General features: G+C 44.8%; 14 protein-coding genes. 3 read left to right on the top strand and 11 right to left on the bottom strand.

Features of this window, described 5'->3' with window-relative positions; all coding sequences use genetic code 11:
• Window positions 1–28: 28 nt before the first annotated feature.
• On the bottom strand, window positions 29–910 hold the full coding sequence (locus NST58_RS16945; RefSeq protein WP_076126531.1) for an AraC family transcriptional regulator: 882 nt from the start codon (window positions 908–910) through the stop codon (window positions 29–31).
• Between the two features lie 117 nt (window positions 911–1,027).
• On the opposite strand from NST58_RS16945, the gene NST58_RS16940 reads away from it, so the two are divergent.
• Complete coding sequence (locus NST58_RS16940; RefSeq protein WP_339243585.1) at window positions 1,028–3,145, top strand: DUF5054 domain-containing protein; 2,118 nt, start codon at window positions 1,028–1,030, stop codon at window positions 3,143–3,145.
• A 57-nt stretch (window positions 3,146–3,202) separates the two neighbouring features.
• The gene (locus NST58_RS16935; protein WP_076302960.1) at window positions 3,203–5,650 is read left to right on the top strand and encodes a hypothetical protein; all 2,448 of its coding nucleotides are present in this window, start codon (window positions 3,203–3,205) and stop codon (window positions 5,648–5,650) included.
• A gap of 445 nt (window positions 5,651–6,095) precedes the next feature.
• On the opposite strand, the gene cydC is transcribed toward NST58_RS16935, so the two are convergent.
• The 5 genes from cydC to NST58_RS16910 all read right to left on the bottom strand — a co-directional run bounded on the left by cydC (window position 6,096) and on the right by NST58_RS16910 (window position 14,508).
• Window positions 6,096–7,823, bottom strand: coding sequence for a thiol reductant ABC exporter subunit CydC (cydC, locus tag NST58_RS16930; RefSeq protein WP_076184901.1), 1,728 nt, complete (start codon window positions 7,821–7,823; stop codon window positions 6,096–6,098).
• A complete protein-coding gene (cydD, locus tag NST58_RS16925; RefSeq protein ID WP_339243583.1) occupies window positions 7,820–9,664 on the bottom strand; it encodes a thiol reductant ABC exporter subunit CydD in 1,845 nt (614 codons plus the stop codon). The genes cydC and cydD overlap by 4 nt, the downstream gene beginning before the upstream one ends.
• A 68-nt stretch (window positions 9,665–9,732) precedes the next feature.
• Window positions 9,733–10,749, bottom strand: a complete 1,017-nt coding sequence (locus NST58_RS16920; protein ID WP_076184903.1) for a cytochrome d ubiquinol oxidase subunit II — start codon at window positions 10,747–10,749, stop codon at window positions 9,733–9,735.
• The gene (locus tag NST58_RS16915) at window positions 10,746–12,110 is read right to left on the bottom strand and encodes a cytochrome ubiquinol oxidase subunit I (RefSeq protein ID WP_076184904.1); all 1,365 of its coding nucleotides are present in this window, start codon (window positions 12,108–12,110) and stop codon (window positions 10,746–10,748) included. The genes NST58_RS16920 and NST58_RS16915 overlap by 4 nt, the downstream gene beginning before the upstream one ends.
• Window positions 12,111–12,660: 550 nt before the next feature.
• Window positions 12,661–14,508, bottom strand: coding sequence for a hypothetical protein (locus NST58_RS16910; protein WP_076184905.1), 1,848 nt, complete (start codon window positions 14,506–14,508; stop codon window positions 12,661–12,663).
• Between the two features lie 80 nt (window positions 14,509–14,588).
• On the opposite strand from NST58_RS16910, the gene NST58_RS16905 reads away from it, so the two are divergent.
• A complete protein-coding gene (locus NST58_RS16905; RefSeq protein ID WP_217696907.1) occupies window positions 14,589–15,224 on the top strand; it encodes a TetR/AcrR family transcriptional regulator in 636 nt (211 codons plus the stop codon).
• Window positions 15,225–15,306: 82 nt separating this feature from the next.
• Here the strand turns inward: NST58_RS16905 and NST58_RS16900 are convergent, their stop codons facing one another.
• From NST58_RS16900 to NST58_RS16880, 5 genes are all read right to left on the bottom strand, one after another.
• Entirely contained in the window at window positions 15,307–16,296 is a 990-nt protein-coding gene (locus tag NST58_RS16900) for an alpha/beta hydrolase (RefSeq protein WP_339243580.1), read from the bottom strand.
• A 254-nt stretch (window positions 16,297–16,550) separates the two neighbouring features.
• Window positions 16,551–16,823, bottom strand: a complete 273-nt coding sequence (locus NST58_RS16895; RefSeq protein ID WP_076302957.1) for a hypothetical protein — start codon at window positions 16,821–16,823, stop codon at window positions 16,551–16,553.
• Window positions 16,805–17,149, bottom strand: coding sequence for a class I SAM-dependent methyltransferase (locus tag NST58_RS16890; protein ID WP_076302956.1), 345 nt, complete (start codon window positions 17,147–17,149; stop codon window positions 16,805–16,807). Before NST58_RS16890 ends, NST58_RS16895 begins: the two co-directional genes overlap by 19 nt.
• Entirely contained in the window at window positions 17,150–17,902 is a 753-nt protein-coding gene (locus tag NST58_RS16885) for a class I SAM-dependent methyltransferase (protein ID WP_076302955.1), read from the bottom strand.
• A complete protein-coding gene (locus NST58_RS16880) occupies window positions 17,902–19,575 on the bottom strand; it encodes a nickel ABC transporter substrate-binding protein (protein WP_076302954.1) in 1,674 nt (557 codons plus the stop codon). The genes NST58_RS16885 and NST58_RS16880 overlap by 1 nt, the downstream gene beginning before the upstream one ends.
• Window positions 19,576–19,580 lie beyond the last annotated feature (5 nt).

Raw genomic sequence — 19,580 nt, 5'->3', positions numbered from 1 at the left:
GAGTGTTTTCAAAATTTCAATACCAAATTCATCGCTGCATATTCTGCTTTCTCCAGGCCTTCGGTGTCACCCCTATCATTTTTTTAAATACTGTAGCAAAATGCTGACTTGTCTTAAATCCAAGTTCCATGGCAATATCCGTGATGGACATCTTCGATTCCTTCAGCATCTGGCTTGCACAATCTATACGAACTCGTTCCATATACACTATAGGCGATTGTCCATTCGTCTCTCGGAACACACGATAGAAATGCGACTCACTCAACCCGAACTCCTTTGCAAGCTGTTCAATTGAATAACGAGCAGATGGATTCTGCTGAAGTCTGTCCTTCAGCTGCTGCGTGTAGGTATGCATGTTTGGGGAATGCACAACAAGCTGCGAATGATGAAATAGATGCAGCAAAATTTCCATGACATAATGCCGAAGTTGAAATTCCAGCAGTACCGTACTCTGGTTCTGTAGAAGCTGCTTCAATTGTTTGAAATAGACGACAACGTCCTTGCTGACCAATTGAATGCGTGGACAGTTCTGCATCCAATTAACGAAGATCTGACGCTCCTCCTCTTGAAGCCCGAACCATTCCTTGTTTCGGGCTGGGTCGCGAATAATCATCCACCAAATGGTGGATGGACCAATATAATCAAATTTGGCACGGTGCCGCTCCCCCGGACTTGTATGTATAACTTGCTGGGCATTCGTATGGTATGTTTCGTCTCCGATCTCCCAGTCGACAGCCCCCTGATCAACATAGACGAATTCGTATGCATCCTCATGCACATGATTCGTTAAAGGCATCGCTTTGCTAAAATGGTCATACCCCATTAACAATAAATCCTTTACTCGAGCCGAGTTGCCATTCTCTCCCTCTATGACATATACCCACCGTTCATTTTTGATATGATTCGCCACAATCTATACTCCACCTCTGCTTGATTTGTTTCTGATCCTATTCAATATAAATCGAAAAGTCAAATGAGATAAATTGCTATACACTGAAATCGTGATTATGAGGAAGGAGCGATGAACTTGAATCAGAGCGCAACACACATTCACGTTATATTCAAAACACACTTGGATATTGGCTACACGGATTTCGCGAAAAATGTGACGGACCGATATATGGGGCAATTTTTTCCAAGTGCGATTCAAACAGCGAAATATTTTGCCGAGAACCCGGAGAAAGGTTCCTTTATCTGGACAACGGGCTCATGGTTAATCCATCATCTATTAAAGCACGGTTCCAACGAAGTAAGACAACAAGTCGAAGAAGCGATTGCAAAGGATTATTTTAGATGGCATGGTCTCCCTTTCACCACATATACCGAGTTATATGATCGCGAATTGCTTGACTATGGCATTCAAATGGCGACGCGACTTGATGAGCGATTTGGCAAGCGTACGATCGCAGCCAAAATGACGGACGTTCCCGGTCATACACGCTCGTTAATCACGCATATGGCAAAGGCTGGTCTAAAGTATTTGCACTTAGGCGTTAACCCTTCCAGCTATGTTCCTCACGTTCCTGAAATGTTCTTATGGCGAAATACGGACGGATCTGAAATTGTTGTCCACTACAGCAAAGATTACGGCACAACCTTTGACATCGAAAGTTTGAACGATATCCTTTACTTCGCGCATACCCATGATAATCATGGCCCTTCTACGGTGCAGCAGATTGAAGCTGAGTTCGCCAAGCTGCGAGAAGCTTATCCGCAGGCAGTGATACAAGCTTCCACATTAGACCAGTATGCCGAAAAGGTATGGGCTATTCGTAATACCTTAACTGTCGTAGAAGAAGAAATCGGCGATAGCTGGATTCACGGTTCTTCCACCGACCCTTACAAATTAGCATGTTACCGAGAATTGCTACGCTTGAAGAGTAAGTGGCTGCAAGAAGGGGCGTTAACAGACAGCGATGAAGAATATCGCAATTTCTGTGATGAGTTAATTATGATTCCTGAGCATACGTGGGGTGTAGATATCAAAAGATATCTTGCAGATTATATCCACTATGGTAAAGATGACTTCCAAGAAGCACGCAAACGCGATAAGGTCGATATCAACTTAAACCCGCTGGAATATCGGTTCTACGAAATGAACTCCCGCGCTGAAATGATTGAAATGTTTGGTGAGGAAGCCGATGCCAAGCTGAATGCACGTTCCTTTAGTCTTATAGAGAAGTCTTGGCAGGAACAGCGTGAATACTTGAAACAAGCAATCCAAGCACTTCAACCTGAACGACAAGAGAAAGCCGAAGTTGCCCTGCTCGCGTTGAAACCATCTCGTAGCACTCTAACGGATGCAACTATCTTATCAAGTGACCAGCCTTATGTATTAGGAGATTTTGAGGTTGTGTTTGAGGATAGTGGCGCAATTGTCGGACTGAAAGATGCTCGCGGTCGGGCATGGGCCGGTCCAAAAAATCAAATTGGTTTATTCTCCTACGAAACTTATTCGCAGGCCGATTATGACCGATGGTATCGTGAATATCATCTCAGATGGAGACATACGCATGTGTGGGCAACCGGAGATTTTGGGAAACCAGGGATGGACTTAACCCACGAGTGGATAGCACATGAAGTTATGACACCAAGGCTTCAGTCCTTGCAGGCTGTCTTTTGTGAAGAGCAGGATGTCGTGCTTGCAAACCTACGTATGCCGAGAGCGGCATGTGAGCGTATGGGCGCTCCACGGGAATTAACGCTTGAGTATGTCTTTAAAAAACATACGCATACAGTGGAATGCAAGCTGCAGTGGTTTGACAAAGATGCCTATCGCCTTCCTGAAGCTTCTTGGATGAGCTTTAATCCGATCGTGAACAATCCAAATCAATGGAAGCTGGACAAAATCGGACAACTCATCTCACCTTTGGATGTCGTTCAAGGTGGAAATCGCAACATGCATGCGGTTCAGCAAGGGATGTACTATGCAGCAGCAGATGGAAAAGTGCAAATCGATACGTTGGATGCTGCACTTATCTGTCCTGGGAAGCCACGCTTGCTTCAGTTTGATCATACTTTTGCTCCGCTTACCGGAGGTATGCATGTGAATTTGCATAACAATGTATGGGGAACGAACTTCCAAGCATGGTATGAAGAAGATGCTTTGTTCCGCTTCAAGCTGTATTTTCAATCACATATATAATTTCCCTTCGTTTATATCTCGATTCGATAATCCTGTAATTCCGAAAGGAGCTCTACGATGAATCAGCACAAACCTTGGACAATTTACGTCATTCAACATTCCCATACCGATGTCGGCTATACCGAGCGTCAAGAAAAAATTCGTCAATATCATGTCAATTATATTCGGCAGGCTCTGCAAATTGTACGTGATATTGAGAGCGGCGCCAGACCTGACTTAAAAGGCTATAAGTGGGTATGTGAAACCTATTGGCCTGTTGAATCCTTCCTATTGAAAGCCACAGACATAGAAAAAGAAGAACTCGCTCATGCGGTGAAGAAAGGTTATATCGGTCTCTCCGGCACCTATCTCAATTTCGGTGAGCAATTAAATCAAGAGATACTCTCTATCATGATTAAGCGGATAACAGATTATGGACAATCGATTCAATTCCCGGTACGTTCTGCGATGACGGCAGACATTACAGGCTTTGGTTGGGGATACAGTCAAGTGCTGGCGGATGCAGGTATCGAGAATTTGATTACATGTATTCATACGCATCATTCCATGTTTCCACTGTGGAAGAAGCAGATTCCGTTCTGGTGGGAAACGCCGAAAGGAGATCGTATTCTCACCTGGAGCGGTGAGCATTACATGTTCGGCAATGATCTTGGATTGACCCCAGGCATTGGCGGATCTTATACGATTCGCGATGATCATGATGTCCGAAACGGTGTATCCTTTGAAGTGGCCGAAGCACGTTTTGATCGTTATTTACAGCAATTGGTTGCTGATGGTTACACGTTCCCGTTCGTACCGGTGATGGTGTCCGGACTTCCTACCGACAACGGCTCGCCGAACGCAGCGTTGATGGATTTTGTGAATCCATGGAATGAGAAGCATGGCGAACGCATCCGGATTCAACCGGCGACCTTGGACGATTTCTTTGCAGATTTGAGAGCTTATGCAGAGGAGCATCCCGAGGAAATCGAGACCTTCCGTGGGGACTGGCCAGATTGGTGGACAGATGGCTCGGCGACGACGCCGATGCATGTACAGATTTTCCGTGAAGCACAGCGTGTCTATACAAAGGTGAAGCTATTAGATCCCGCATGCGAGATCGTCTCCAAAGAACGTCTTGAAGCAATGGAATATGAGCTAGCGCTATTCGCTGAGCATACATGGGGTTATCATTCCTCGGTCACCGAACCTTGGAATCCGTTCGTTCAAGAGCTTGGCTGCAGGAAAGAAGCCTATGCGGCCAATGCCAGCTCACTCGCTCATACCGCTTTATACGACATCCTTGAGGCTCGCGGTGACGCTTTGCTTCGTCCTAATTGTCCAATGAAATTTGAGTTATATAATCCTAATGATTTTTTGCAAACTGATTATGCTGAACTCATTATGGAAGGCTGGAATATATCGGAATTGAAGAACGGTTTTGAAGTCATGGATGAATCGACGGGCACTGAATATGAGGTGCAAATGGTTACAGGGCACCGCGGTGTCATCCTTACCATTCCGGTAACGCTTCAGCCAAAGCAGCAGGTACAATTGACGATCAAGTCTCTTATCAATCACAAACCTGTAACTGCGTATCGAACAGATTATGTAGGCTCGGATCGTATGTTGGATATCATCCCGCCAGTCGCACCGAAGCTTCAGGTTACGCCGAAATATATGGAATCGCAATACGTAAGACTTGAATGGGAGATCGGTGCTGGCATCACGAAATGGATCGACAAGACCGTGAATCAGAACCTGCTTCGTGCAGATCGGAATCACCATGCATTTTCTCCTGTTTATAATGTGACTCGGGCAGCTAACGAATTTGGTATGTATGATGTTCGGCGCAAGATGGGACGCAATCGTAGAGGCCCTGATGCAATTACTTCTGTGGGAACACTGGTTAATGTTGATATTGTTGAAAAAGGCGCACTATACGCTAAAGTTCGTCTGACATACAGCGTCAATGGCTGCAGTCATTATTCCTTACTTGTCACCTTATACAGTGATCGTGCGCGAATTGATGTTGCCGTACGCATGCATAAGGAAAGTGTATGGGACCCAGAAAATCTATACATTTCTCTTCCGTTCGGAAGTGCTCCCTCTTCACCGCAGCAAGAACTATGGATTGAAAAAACCGGTGCGTCAGTACGACCGCGTATCGACCAACTCCCGGGTTCCCTTGCCGATTTCTACTGTGTTGATGAGGGTGTGGCGTATATCAGTGAAGGACGAGGGATTGCGATTGCCATGCCGGACACGCCGCTGATTCAAATCGGTTCATTAGACTATGAGGATCGTCTTCTGAGCGGCCATCCGGAGCTTGCCCATGATCCAGCCCACCTGTACTCATGGCCCATGAATAATTATTGGGAGACAAACTTTAAGGCGACACTGGGAGGATTCTATGAATTCCGATATTATGTTACTTGGGGTGAGGAACTTCATACCCCAGAATCTGCAATGAAGGCGTGCAGGAGCATGAACGCGGGTATCCTGTCTTGGAGAACAAATTTATAAGCAATAATCATTGAAAATAATCTCCCTACAAGATGTCTCTTCTCCCTTAACATAGTAAACTAAAAAGTTGATCTGCAAAATAGATCAACTTTTTAGTGTCACGTAAATTGAGGGCTTCTCCGAGATTAAACCTCCCCATCGTTCAACATGCCATCATTAATGGATATAATGGATATTTTACTGTTTAATTTTATATATTTCTTCTTCCAGACGTTCCAATTTACGTGTGCTAATACAATTTGAGCCGGTTTAGCGTTTTTCTCTGAAGCGATTTTTATTACCAGTTTTTGAAGAACTGCTCATCGTTTAAGACAAACGTGGATTATAGTCTAGGCGAGAATCGCAAAACAGGCTAAAGAACTGCTCCCGATATTACACCGGAAGTTATTCTTTAGCCTGTTGCTTGGTAAGATTGATCGAATGCTCAGAGGAGCTCTTGCTTTTTTTACACTCCAACTTCTCCGATCATTTGCTGTTCGATTTGTTTCATCTCATAAAAATAGCCTTTTTGCCCCATCAACTCCGAATAGGACCCCGTTTCGACTACCCTGCCTTGGTCCATGACCACAATCTGGTCCATCTCTTCCAATCCGGTTAGCCGATGACAAATCAGGAGAAGCGTATCATTAGCCGCCTGTGCGTAGAGATGCTTCAAAACATGATGCTCTGTCACATAATCCAGCGATGAAGTGGGTTCGTCCAGAAGCCATACCCGTCCTTTGCGGAGCATCGCTCGCGCCAGAGCCAACCTCTGCTTCTCGCCGTCTGACAGATTCTCCCCTTTTTCATACACCATATCGGTCAACGATGTATCGGGCAGCTGCATTTTTGCTAGCACATCCAACAATTGTTCGTCTGCATGTTCTTCTCCATTCAGCAGCAGGTTGTCCCGGATCGTTCCCCGGAAGAAATGACTTTGCTGAAACACTACAGTAGCCGTTTGCCAAATGCTCGTTTCATCCAGTTCCTTCACCGAAATGCCGTTTAACCGTATATCACCGGCCGTTGGTGTTCGCAGCTTGAGCAGCAATTCGATAATCGTTGATTTTCCTGATCCACTCGGCCCGACAATCGCCGTTTTGGAACCAGGTAAAATGTGCAGGGATACATCCCTGAGCGCCGGTCTCCACTCCCCTTCATATTGAAACGTAACATCGGATAGCTCCATCGTAACGGCATGATCAACAGACAATGTGCCACTTGGCTGCGAAGACTGCTCATCAAAGGTCTGAACTGTTTCCGTCAGTCGTTTGGCTGCGTGTTCGCTATCCTCTTTATACGCGGGTAATGTGGCCATAGCCGCCGCTTCTTCAAATACGGTTTGTGATGCCATAACCAGCATGGCAAGAAATACGCCTGCAAGCGCTCCTTCCATAATTAAATAGGCGCCAAGCGTAAGCACTCCCCAGGAAACGAAAAACGTAACAAAAGTGTGCATCGATTGCCCGCGCAGCAGTTGCCCGGCTGCTCGTTGCTGCTCAGCTGCCAATACAGTGGAAGCATGCTGGAGATGTTCCTCCCGCTGTGCCAATTGACCATATACTTTTAAATCCCGGAAACCGTACAACACTTCGGTAACTTCCGTGGACAGCTGCGCCCTCTGCTCACGAACGCGTCCATGTATTCTCCGCTGCCCGAGTAACACAATTCCCGGTACAACGAATGCCGTTACCAGCATACCTATTACAAACAAAACGGCAATCCAGATCGAAAAGGTAGAAGTAAACAGCACCGTAGCCAAAAACACCATGACGACCATGATCGGAGGATAAGCGACTCGCAAAAAATAATTTTGCAAACTTTCCACATCCCCAACGATCCGCGCAAGCAGATCCCCGCTTCGATTTTTGTTCAATATACCAGGCGTTAAAGGAATAAGCTTGGCAAAAAAGGATGTACGTAAACGGCTAAGCATGGAGAATGTCGCCCGGTGAGAATACAAGCGTTCTCCATAACGACTCGCCGCCCGAAGCAGACCCAGCAGTTTGACCATGGAGGTGAGTACAATTAAAGTATAAAGCGGTGGCGCAAATACCGTTTGCGAAATCAGATATCCGCTCGCAGAAAAGAGTGCCACACCGGCTATGCCGGCGATAAATCCACCCAAAATCGAAAGAATGATATCCTTGCGCTCCTGAATCATCGCCTTTGACAGAACAGCCAGTTCATTCATGAGGATATCCCCCCTTTCCGCTCTACATCAATCATCTCGGCATACTGAGGCAGGCGCTCCAGAAGCTCGTCATGTCGTCCCGAGTCCACCAACACTCCATTGTCCATAAACAAAATCTTGTCGGCTTGTTGAATCGTATATAATCGGTGAGCTACCGTAATCATTGTAGCCGTTTTTGCCAGTTTGGCTATGGAGCGTTGCAGTACCCGCTCGGTGTGCAAATCAAGTCCAACTGTGGGTTCATCAAACAAAATGATAGCAGGACGCTTCAAAAAAGCGCGTGCTAAGGCAAGCCGTTGCTTTTCCCCACCAGACAGTCCCCGGCCTCCTTCACCAACAAAGGTATCAAATCCATGCTCTAATTGGGCTGTAAGCGCAGCGAGTCCTGCTTCTTCCCCCGACCGCTCAATTTCTGCTCTGGAGATGCTCCTACGAGCACCAATCGCAATATTTTCAGAAAATGTGCCTGCAAAAATATACGGATGCTGTGTAATGTAGCTAACATGTTCGAACCATTCGGTTTCATCGTATTGCGAGAGTGGACTTCCATTCACCAGAAGCGTTCCCGATTCTGGTTTCAGCAGACCGGCAATGAGATGTAGCAAAGTCGTTTTGCCGGAACCGCTTTTGCCAACAATGGCAATGTGTTCTCCTGGACTAAGCTGGATCCGCCCCGTCTTAAGCTCGAAAGAATCTGGAGCATACTGAAACCGGAGTTGGTCAATTACGATGGACGGCGGTATTAAAAGGTCTCCAGAATGGGCGAGTTCCAATTTGCTTATTTTGTCGGTCCTATCACCGACCTTATCCATGCTGTCGATCTCGTCGATTCCATCGGTTGTTAATGCTCCTTCAATGCCATTAGCGTCCCTGCTCCCCCCTGACGTTTCCTCAAGCATCTGTTCTACCTTACGAACCGCACCCATACTTGTCCGGCCGCTGTGAAAGGCCGTTCCCGTATTCTTTAACAGGTTGTAAAACTCGGGAACGAGCAGCAAAACGAGAAAGGCGGTGTGGAACGTCATAGATTTGAAAACGAGCAACTGGATGGCCAGTTCAAGAGCGACAATGCCAATGCTTAGCATCACGATCGATTCCAGCATGAAGGTATTCGTAAACGCAATCTTCAAAATGCCCATTGTGGCATCACGATAACCCAAGCTACTACGCTCAATCTCCTGTTGCTGACGGTGAGCCCGTCCAAATATTTTCAATGTCACCAGTCCTTGAAGAGAGTCTAGAAACGTCCCTGAAAACTCAGCCAGTTGCGCGTATTTTTCTTCGGACTTGTTCTTCGTTTTCAGCCCTACCAAAATCATGAACAGCGGGATGAACGGAGCAGTAAACAATAGAATGAAACCTGTGTTGGCATGTTGGATAAATGTAACGACCAAAATCAGAACCGGGATGATAGCTGCTTCCATCATACGCGGCATGTATTGACTGAAATAACTATCGGCCTCATCCACAGCATCCAGAGCAATACTGACCTTTCCTCCCGTCTGTCCACGAAGGGTTGAAGGCATGGAGGCATGAGTCAAGTTTTGCAGCACGGCAGCGCGCATATTTGTCTTAGCAGTGGCAGCCATATGTAAGCCAACTATACCGTTTCCATAAGACAACAGTGTGCGTAGAGCCATAACAGTTAGAAGTATGCCGAGCAACAGGATAACCGATGAAAATGAAGCTTTCTCGACAAAAATCCGTTGGACTGCTTCAGCAAGCAGTCCAGCCTGACTCACAATAGCTATACCGAGCGCGAGCGAAATGATTGCGAGGAGAGCCCTGTTTTTCCTTTGTGAAGACATTTGTTGAGAAATCAGACTGGATTTCCTCTTCACAGATCACACCTCCCTTATCTATAGGCTTGTAGGGAAACCTCAAACATGCCGTAATGGATTAAACAGCTTTATTTTTTCCCTTTTACATAATCCGCATCAAACAGGAAGAGTTTGAAGACCAGAATAAGGGATGGGATCAACAGGCATAGACCGCCGATAAACACAATTACTAACGCTAAACCCATTGCCGGTGAAGTTGCACTGCTCTGAATCGTGATATACGGATCAAGAATATAAGGGTATTGCCCAATCCCATAAGCGAAAAAGGCACAGAAAAACTGCAACATGACGCATATAAAAGCTAATCCGTAACGGCGTCCGTTATATAACAGCCACATCGCGATCATAAAGAAAGCAACGGAAAGTGCCAGCAACCACCATAAATCCATCATATTTTGAAAATGGCGCTCATTGTGTTGACCCAAATAGATAAATGCTGTCAGTGCGAGGATTATCGTCGGTGTGCTCCAAAACAGGGCGTAGTTGCGCATCAGCTTCAACGCGGAATGATCCTCCGCCCGAGAAGCGTAAAATGTCAGAAATGAGCCGCTAATGAACAAAACGGACACGATTGCCAGTCCAACGATACTCCACGATAACGGATTGGTAAACAGCGCCCAGTAATCCAGAGAAACCGTCTCCCCCTGCTTCACGATAAAGCCGCCTTCAGACAAAGTTAGCGCCACTGACAACGATGCTGGAATAAGCAAACCTGTAGCTCCGTACAAAAAAAGATATACTATGTTTTTCTTGGAACCGTAATTTTCAAAAGCATAGAATGAACCGCGAATCGCAAGAAGAATCACTGCAATGCTTCCCGGAACAAGTAACGCGGAGCCATAATAATAGGCTGTGTCCGGAAAAAATCCGACGATGCCAATATAGAAAAAGATAAAAAATACATTTGTAATCTCCCATACGGGTGATAAATATTGGGAAATCAGACGATTAATGAGATGATCCTGCTTCGTTAAACGTGCATAAAAGGCGAAGAAGCCCGCTCCGAAATCAATGGAAGCTATAATTAAATAGCCGTACAAAAACAGCCAGAGCACCGAGATGCCAATCAATTCGTAACTCATCATTCAGTGCCCCCCTTTTCCGCAGATTGATTAGGATGATCCTTCATCCATTTCTCCATCTCAGCTTCTGCCGGATTATTGTTGAACAAGCGTCTTAGCACGATTACACACATACTGCCGAGTACGATGTACAAGAGCAATAAGGCGAAGAATATAATTCTTACATTCGGTGAAGACGTGGCCGCCTCCTCAACACGCATATATCCACGGATAATCCACGGCTGTCGGCCAACCTCTGCATAAAACCAGCCCAGCTCAACAGCCAGAAAAGCGAGAGGGGCGCTCAGTGTGATGATGCGAAGCATCCACTTGTTAAGCTCATTACGCTTTTTCCAGAACACAAACAGAAAATATAGAAACGAAATCGCGAGCAGAGTAAATCCAATTCCGACCATTAAATCAAACAGATAATGAACGAGAAGCGGTGGCCATTCTTCCTTGGGGAATTCCTCGAGCCCCGTCACCTCTGCATTAAAGTCTCCAAAGGCCAGGAAGCTGAGCAGCTTCGGCAGATGAAGAGCCCCTAGAACTTCATGCTCTGCATTTAGCCATCCCAATAGTACCAAATCCACACTGCTGCTCGTCTCAAAATGCCACTCTGCCGCTGCAAGCTTCTCTGGCTGATGCTCGGCCAAAAACTTGGCGGACACATCACCGGCTAACGTGTTCAGCAAACCGAATAGTAAAACGACCGCCATCATTAGATTTAAAGATTTTTTGTGGTATGCGGACACACCTTTTCTCAGCATCGCGAAGGCTGCAATCCCGGCTAACAAGGCAGCTCCAGTCAAATAGGCCGAGCTTAATACATGGAACACTTTGGAGAACGTCGCCGTATTCAGCATCGCTTGCACCGGGTTAATCGCTGTGAATTGGCCTGCTTCCATGACAAAGCCCTCAGGCTGGTTCATGAATCCGTTCACCGTCGTAATAAAAACGGCAGACATGCCTGCCCCGGCGACAATCGGAATCGTCAGCAGCCAATGGATATACGGATTTTTGAAGCGATCCCACGTATACAAATAAATGCCCAAGAAGATAGCTTCAAAAAAGAATGCGAACACCTCCATGAATAACGGAAGTGCAATGACATTCCCAGCCAGTTTCATAAAATTCGGCCATACCAGGGCCAGCTGTAGTGAAATCGCTGTACCGGTCACGACACCAACCGCCACAGAAATGACAAATCCTCGAGACCACCGCTTTGCCATAAGTGTATAATGGGGGTCCTTCTTCCGAATCCCGATAAACTCTGCTATAGCGATCATTAGCGGTATACCGACGCCAATCGTCGCAAAAATAACGTGGAACCCGAGAGTCAAGCCTGTCACCAGCCTGCTCCATAGCACCGTATCAATTGCCATTCTTTAATGCTCCCTTCAAAACACTGTTCATTTTTCTATGATTAGGCCTGCTAACTGTTGGCTGCATTCAATATCAGGTTTAGCAAGGTTCAGCGACATCGTTGCCTGTTCGTTTTAGTATGACGTTCATCGTTCTTTGCTATGTAAAAAGAGAAAAAATTCACAAAGCAAGAGTTGGCGAGCCCGATTTACCTGATACTGAACAGTCAAAATTATAATGTGACCTAATGATTAAAATCATCTTATCTTAAATTGCAAGTAATTCAATCACAGATATCTCTTAATCCCTAAACGTTCAAGAAAGGGTCAAATCTTTCTGACAACTCAGTGAATAACACAAAAAGTACCCGAAGGAGCTATTGATTGATTAGTGCATATGTGATGTCACAAGTTCCCTCCTACTTCGATGCTAGCAAAAAAACGATATTTTCTCATTTTGAGCCGTAATATATCCCCTTTTTTGCAACAAAAAACACTGACTCAAATCATCAGTGTTTTTTGAATTAAAGCTAATTTCATCTTTGTCATGACAAATCTTGAACTGCTACTATCATTTAGTACGACCGTAGAAAAAAGAATACCCATCTGATTTCCCAAGCTTAGTCGTCTCCGTTCCGTCCACTAGCTTGACCGCTTTCAGCAACGATACAATTTGCGTATGCATTAGCTTTGCATCAAATTTGTCCATCTCTCTGTTGTCACTATCCACGAGCAGATAGTCGGGCATTGGAATGAAACCAATCACCGGTATCCCTGCTTCAAATAAGGGCTGACTCTCTCCAAACTCAAACTTGTTATGTCCACGCAATAATACAGTACGTGTGCTATCTGTCTTTTCAATAGCCTTCAGCCAAATGCCTGCCATCATTTCATTGCCTGCATAGGTATATTCTGTACTTATTTGTCCAGTTGGACCATAATGACCCGTATCATCGTCCTTCCACTCCATGCTGCCTAAATGCTCAACCGTAATTCCAGCTACAGCTTTTAAATGGCCATTCTTGCCATCCCACAGCTCTCGATGCCCCTCCATCCAGGTGGAAGTTGCCTGAGAGGAACCTTTGAACTCCGGTAATCTAAAATGCCCTGTCACAAAAGCAAATATCATCGTACGTTCCGGCTGCTCCTGCTGTAAGTAACGAATCATAGACAGCATGCCCACAGCGCCATTCTCCTCCACCACATTTATCCCATCCGTATGAGTATTTACGATAATTGCTTCGTCTTTATTCTTACCGTCAATTTTCACATAAAAGGATTCTGTTGGGGCATCTTTTTGTATTTCCGCTTCTAAAATAACCGTACCTTCTTTATGCTCCTGAGCTGCGCTGATCACCTTTTTCCCTTCCGTTTCATTAACCCAAATCGCAGGGATTCCAGCATAATCGGTGGTAAAAGGCACATATTGCTCTTCAACCTTATCGTCAGATACCCCTTTCCAGACTAAAACAACAGCTTTTACGCCCATTTCCTTCGCTTGCTCCAATTTAGCTTCTTTTAATGCTGTAGTGAGGACCAGATCGCCTTCATTTGGGGCAATTTGGTTGTCCATTGGTGATGAATCCCGCATATTCATAACGATCCCACTTGGAAAATTTCTGAAATTCTCAATTTCAATGACAGCAATTTTTCCGCTGGCCTGGCCATATTCACCACGCTTCGTATACACCAGCTCCCCAGTTACACCTTTTTCGTCAGTTTCCCCGGAATAGGGAAAAGCTGAAGAGACATGAATTTCCTGCTGATCAATCATTAAAGTACTGTTCTTTTCTTCCCATCGGTCAAAAGTATAGCGATCACGATAAACTTGCAGCCCCATATCAGATACCTGCTGCTCCAGCCAAGCAATAAACTGATTGTGACCCTCAGAGCCGGTTGTACGGCTTCCAAAAGAATTCATTACTTCAATATCTTTGAGCATCACTGCTGCAGAATCCAAATTGCGTTCATCGATCGTCACTGTCGTATCAGCAGCTAATGCTACAGGTGTTGTAATAGGTTTTGCATAGACTCCAATACCCCAAAGTGCAGTAACGATAAGTGCAGCAATGCTGAATAACACTTTACGAACCACTAGAAACGGAGTAACTCTTCTGCTTACCTTTTGCCCCAAGAGTCCTCTCCATATGCCCGCTATGATCAGCAAGAGGATAGAAAGCGCAAGCAGCCAAAAATTTCTTGTTAGTAAGAATAACCCTTCTGCCACCATCGCACTAATAAATACTACATGTAACTTCTCACGCTTCTTTAATAGTAAAAAAGAGATGCCTAATTCTGCTAATAAAAAGATGATGGTCACGATTGAGATTACCGTTTCTTCGCCAATGAATACCGTAGCACTTAGTGCTAGGATCAAAAGCAGCACTGCTGACAATCGTCTATATAAGATTTCTAACATGACGCCCTCCCATTTTAACTAACGATTATTTTGACATTACATTTGTAATGCCTTATGGTTTTAGCATATTGAAAAGACTCATGAAAAACAATGAAACGAACATCAGAATGTACAAACGGAGGGGAAATGTCATCTCAAATCATGAATTATACAGTCCAAATACCTCTCAGCATCGTTCCAATAAAGAAACCAACCGTTTGACAAGAGAAGCCATCTGTACGGCATTAGTCTTCTTGATCCAGGAACAGCCTTTTGACAAAATCACCATCACCGATATTGTGAAGCGCGCAGGGGTTTCTCGAACAGCCTATTACAACAACTATTCCTCCAAGCAAGAGATCCTGGTGGATTTGGTCGATTCGCTTATTTTTGAAATTAATCAAAAACTCTTACCTTACACCAATGAATTAACAGGCAAAGCTAAAGAACCTCAAAAATTTATCAAAGTGCTTTTTGAAGTTATTTTTCAGCAGCGGAACATCTACAAAGCACTTCAGAGTGCAAAGTTTGATCATGTAATTCTGGATTGCTTGAATGAAATGATGCTTTCTACTGCTCATGACAAAAGCGACGAGAATGTGTACCGAATATACTTTAAAGCGGGGGCCCTCTATAATGTTCTCCTTAAATGGATACAATCAGACTTTGCAAAATCCATAGACGAAATGACCAAAATTTGTCTTGAGGTATACCATACTCCAATGTCCCAGGAATAAGGTTTAAAAATCGTGTTTATAAATGAAAAAACAAAGAAACCACGGAACCAAGTTCGGCTCCGCAGTTTAATTATCAACCCTACTATTGAATTTGAATTTGTTTCATGTACTCTTTGAATGCCTCGTCGATTTCTTTGTATTTTGTATGATGCAGATAATGTGAACCTTCCATTGGGATCATTTTGCCCTGTGCGGATTGTTTGACTTGCTCCTCATGCAGCGGAATCCACTGTTTATTGTGCTCGTTATTTGATTGAACGAAGAGAAGCAGCGGCAAGTCATTTGGCATTGTGATTTTTTCTCCATTTTTGAAATTGGAACCGAGGTGGCCCAGTTCATTCATCAACGTTGGATTGGTCGCGACTTGATTCGAAATCAAACGCATCTGTTCTTTGGTATGCTCATCGAACGCAAGCGATTCATAGGGATCTCCGCTCACTTTTTGGACCAATCTCATTAGACCTGATTTTTGAAGAAATTTCATGGCGTTCAAAGGTAATTTGACATCCATTCCGGGTTGATTGGGAACGCTGCTATCGATGCCGACAAAAGCAAGAACTTCATCCGGATATGTGTTCACATAGGTCGCTCCGTAAAGTCCCGCGATGGAATGTCCCATTAGAATGTAACGGTCTAAACCCAGTTGCTGCAATGCTTCGTGAACCTCACTTACTATATTCTCAGTCGTTCTCTCCTTCTCGGTTTCATCGCTCAAACCATAACCGAAAGGCTCGACCACCACGACTTTATAATTAGGGGTAATTTCATCGATCAGCAATTTGAAATCAAGTGCAGGCGTCGGGGTTCCTTGTCCCGGTAGGAGTACAACAGTTTGTTCTCCACTGCCTTGAATAAGCACATTCATCTTTTTCCCATCCACATTGACATACTGGCCATACGATTCGATTTTCTTTTTCTCTACCCCGTCGCTGATTGCATCAACGATAAAAACGATGCCCATGAACAGCACGAGCGCCCCTACAATACCTCCGATTATTTTTAACCATAGGTTCCGTTTCTTGTGGCTCTTAGTCCCTGTTGTTTTTATTTCTACCTTATTTGCCACGTTCATCTCTTCCCTTCCTTGTCCCTGTATCTGAAGTGCCGCCTTGACGACATATTCAAAGTGTAATCAACCAAGATGTACTCTTCGTGACGACAATATGAACGGAATATGAACAAGACAAAAAAAGAAGTTTTAGATTAACATCAAATCGGAAATGAAATAATGTTCTTGTCCTTTACTCAAAAAGCAGCGTTTCTCATTAGAGATCGCTACTTTTTATTGTATACTTCATTTAATATGTGTAGGTTCTCACTATTCTATTATTTCTCAGCACAAATCATGAATATCGGTGTTGACCGGTTTAAGACTTGCTGTTTCTCATCCAGAATTTTTGCGTTCAAATTCTCTTCAGCAAAAATATTAGCGAAGCCTTCTTTTTTGAGAGTCCGTATATCCCACTCGGGACGCCATTCTCTGGTCAGCGGCAATACAAGACTCAGACGGTCTGTCTCCTCTATGTCCTTATGATGCGGGAGTTCACCAAAGCCCTTATCTACATAGGTTTGCTGATCCTCTACTCGCTTTTGCTGCATCTCTTCGTCCCAGAGATGGCGATTCCAGTTGGCATCAAAAACCAGCAGCCGTCCCCCAGGCTTAAGTACACTTCTCCACTCTTTGTAGGCTGACTGCGGGGATCGGTAAGGCTCCAGGTGACATTGCGGCACACGATTAGATCGAAGCTCTCCGCAGCAAAGTCAAGCTTGTGCGAATCCATCTTGCGGAAAGTAACGGTTACACCTTCCCGAATGGAGTGGGCACGTGCTTCTTCCAGCATATTGTCGGTACAATCGATCGCAGTAACCAGATGCCCGGCACTCGAAAGAATCACAGAGAAGAAGCCAGGAAACCCATTTATCATTCACTCCTTCTTGGCAAGTATCATGAACCGGTTTACATTCTGGTAACCGTATTTCAAATAATCTAGCGGCATCGCACGGGCAGGGATAAAGTTCCGGTGAACATCTATGGTTCGGAACCCGGCCTGTTTCAGCGCTGTCTCGTCAGCTTCAGGCCGTAATACATTAACATATGGCAACTCGCTTAGCAGGCTTTTATCTTGACTGCTTCGCTGGCGGATTCTTTGTTCTGTGAGTAGAATCAGTGTCCAGGACAAGGCATACCAAAATCTATGGAATACAGTCTTGCTCTCTTTATACAAATAGTTGCCGTCAAAAATAATCAGGGTCCCGCCCGGTTTTAGAATCCGATACCATTCAGCATAAGCCCTCTGTGGATCAGGAAGCGTCCATACTACATCCCTGCAGACCACTGCCTCAAAGCTATTCTCTAGCTCCATATGCAAATCGGCAGCATCAGCGACATAAGCTGGAACTTTATATCCATAACTCTCAAAATTTCGTGAAGCTCTATCGATCATTCCCTGAGAGGTATCCACCGCTGTAGGCAGATGACCCATCTGTGATAAGAGTATGGAGAAAAAGCCAGGCCCTGTTCCCACATCCAGCACCTTTTGCTGGGTAGTTGTTCCCAACCCTTTAATAAGCAGTTGTTTCCAGAGGTTTATGGTTTTTTTGCTGCGGAATTGAGTCTGTATGACTTTGTCATAACTCTCCGAGCTTGATGTCCAGTATTTCGAAATCTCTTTTAACATCATTTTTCTCCTATGTCGAGTAGATTCCAGAAGACCGGCATAAAGGTGGAGTACCCCGGTTTAAATCCAGTCACTCTATTATTTACTGCTAAGATATCGTCAGGGAAATAAATAGCTGCAAACATAGCCTCCTGATACAATTTGGAGAAAATGGAGTCATATGCGGTCTGACGTTCCTGAATATCGGTTGTTCCTACTGCTGTGTCAATCAGTGATTCTAGTCCAGGATCAGACCATACGACAGCAGATGCGTCAGCTGTTTTATGAAATAGGGACAGCAAGAATGCATGCGGATTATAAGCATCATCATAAGTCCGGTACATGATTAGATCATAAGCTTTGCTTGTCCATAAGGCATCATAATAAGCATTCGGCTCAAGAACCTGAAGATTCACTCTAATGCCAATCTCCTTTAACTCAGACTGAACCAGTTCACTGATGGACTTCCATTCGGGATATTCAGCCTGCTGCAGCACGAAATTAAGCTCAAGCTGGGCTCCGTCCTTCTGTACAATTCCATCTCCGTCCGAATCCGTGTAACCGGCAGCTGCTAGTAGTTGCTTCGCTTCCAGCGGATTGAAGCCGTACCAAGTATTATTGGACTCCGTCACATAAGGAACTGTCAGCGGGAACAGGCCTTGAGCTTCACTGCCGATACCGTCCATAAGATCTTCGACAATGCTTTTTTTATTAATTGCCAAATTGATAGCTTTGCGCACATTCAGATCTTGAAGTGCGGGCGTTTTGTAGTTAAAGATCATGAAATGAGAGTTTGTTCCTTGTGCTTTTTGCAAAGTTAGTGAAGAATCCGCTTCAATCACTGGCACGCTTTCGACTGGAATCTTTCCCATTTGTCCCCCGGCAATGTCAATGTCTCCAGCTTGCAGCGCTAGTACTCTGGACTGTGGATCTGGGATTACCTTCAAAATAATTTTCGACAGCTTCGGCATTTCTCCCCAATAATTCGGATTTCTGACGAGTATGGCTTCCTGATCTGTTTTGTAGCTCTCTGCCATCCATGCGCCAGTTCCAATCGCTTTGATGAATTTACCCGTAATATCTCCTGCGGGTTCCACAGCGGAAGGGCTGATAATTCGGACCGGTCTTGCAAAGGATAACTCGGTTAAGAAGGGATAATACGCTTTGTTGAATGTCATTGTGATCGTATGTTCGTCCACAACAACAAGGGATTGCATCGCAGTTGCTACATTTAACGAATTGGCTGGATCCTTAATCCAGCGTTCGAAGGAGAATTTAACTGCGTCGGCATTAAACTCCGTACCGTCAGAGAATTTGACGTCATGGCGAAGATGGAACGTATATACTTTCCCATCTTCTGAAATATCCCAAGACTCCGCAAGCGACGGCAGTATTTCGCCTTTTTCACCATACTCCACTAACCCCTCATATATCATCGCGTGCACATTCATCGAACCATCATAGGCACCGGCATCCAATCGGTCTATACCGGCATCAGACGATATAGCAACAGTGACTGTCTTGTCCTGAGCTTCAGATCCTTGTGCAGCTTCATTATTGGCGGTATTATTGGCTCTAGCCGTAGAATTGCTGTTATTACTGTTGCTGCAACCTGATATCAACACAACTATTACAAGAAGCATAAAGAATAACGATTTTGATAATAGGTTTTTTGTCTTAGGGTTCGTTCTCATTCTTG

It is taken from the genome of Paenibacillus sp. FSL R10-2796, assembly GCF_037965315.1.
In the GTDB taxonomy this organism is placed as follows: domain Bacteria; phylum Bacillota; class Bacilli; order Paenibacillales; family Paenibacillaceae; genus Paenibacillus_AQ; species Paenibacillus_AQ odorifer.
Note: the sequence above shows the minus strand (reverse complement) of the source record. Positions and strands in the feature narration are given on the sequence as shown.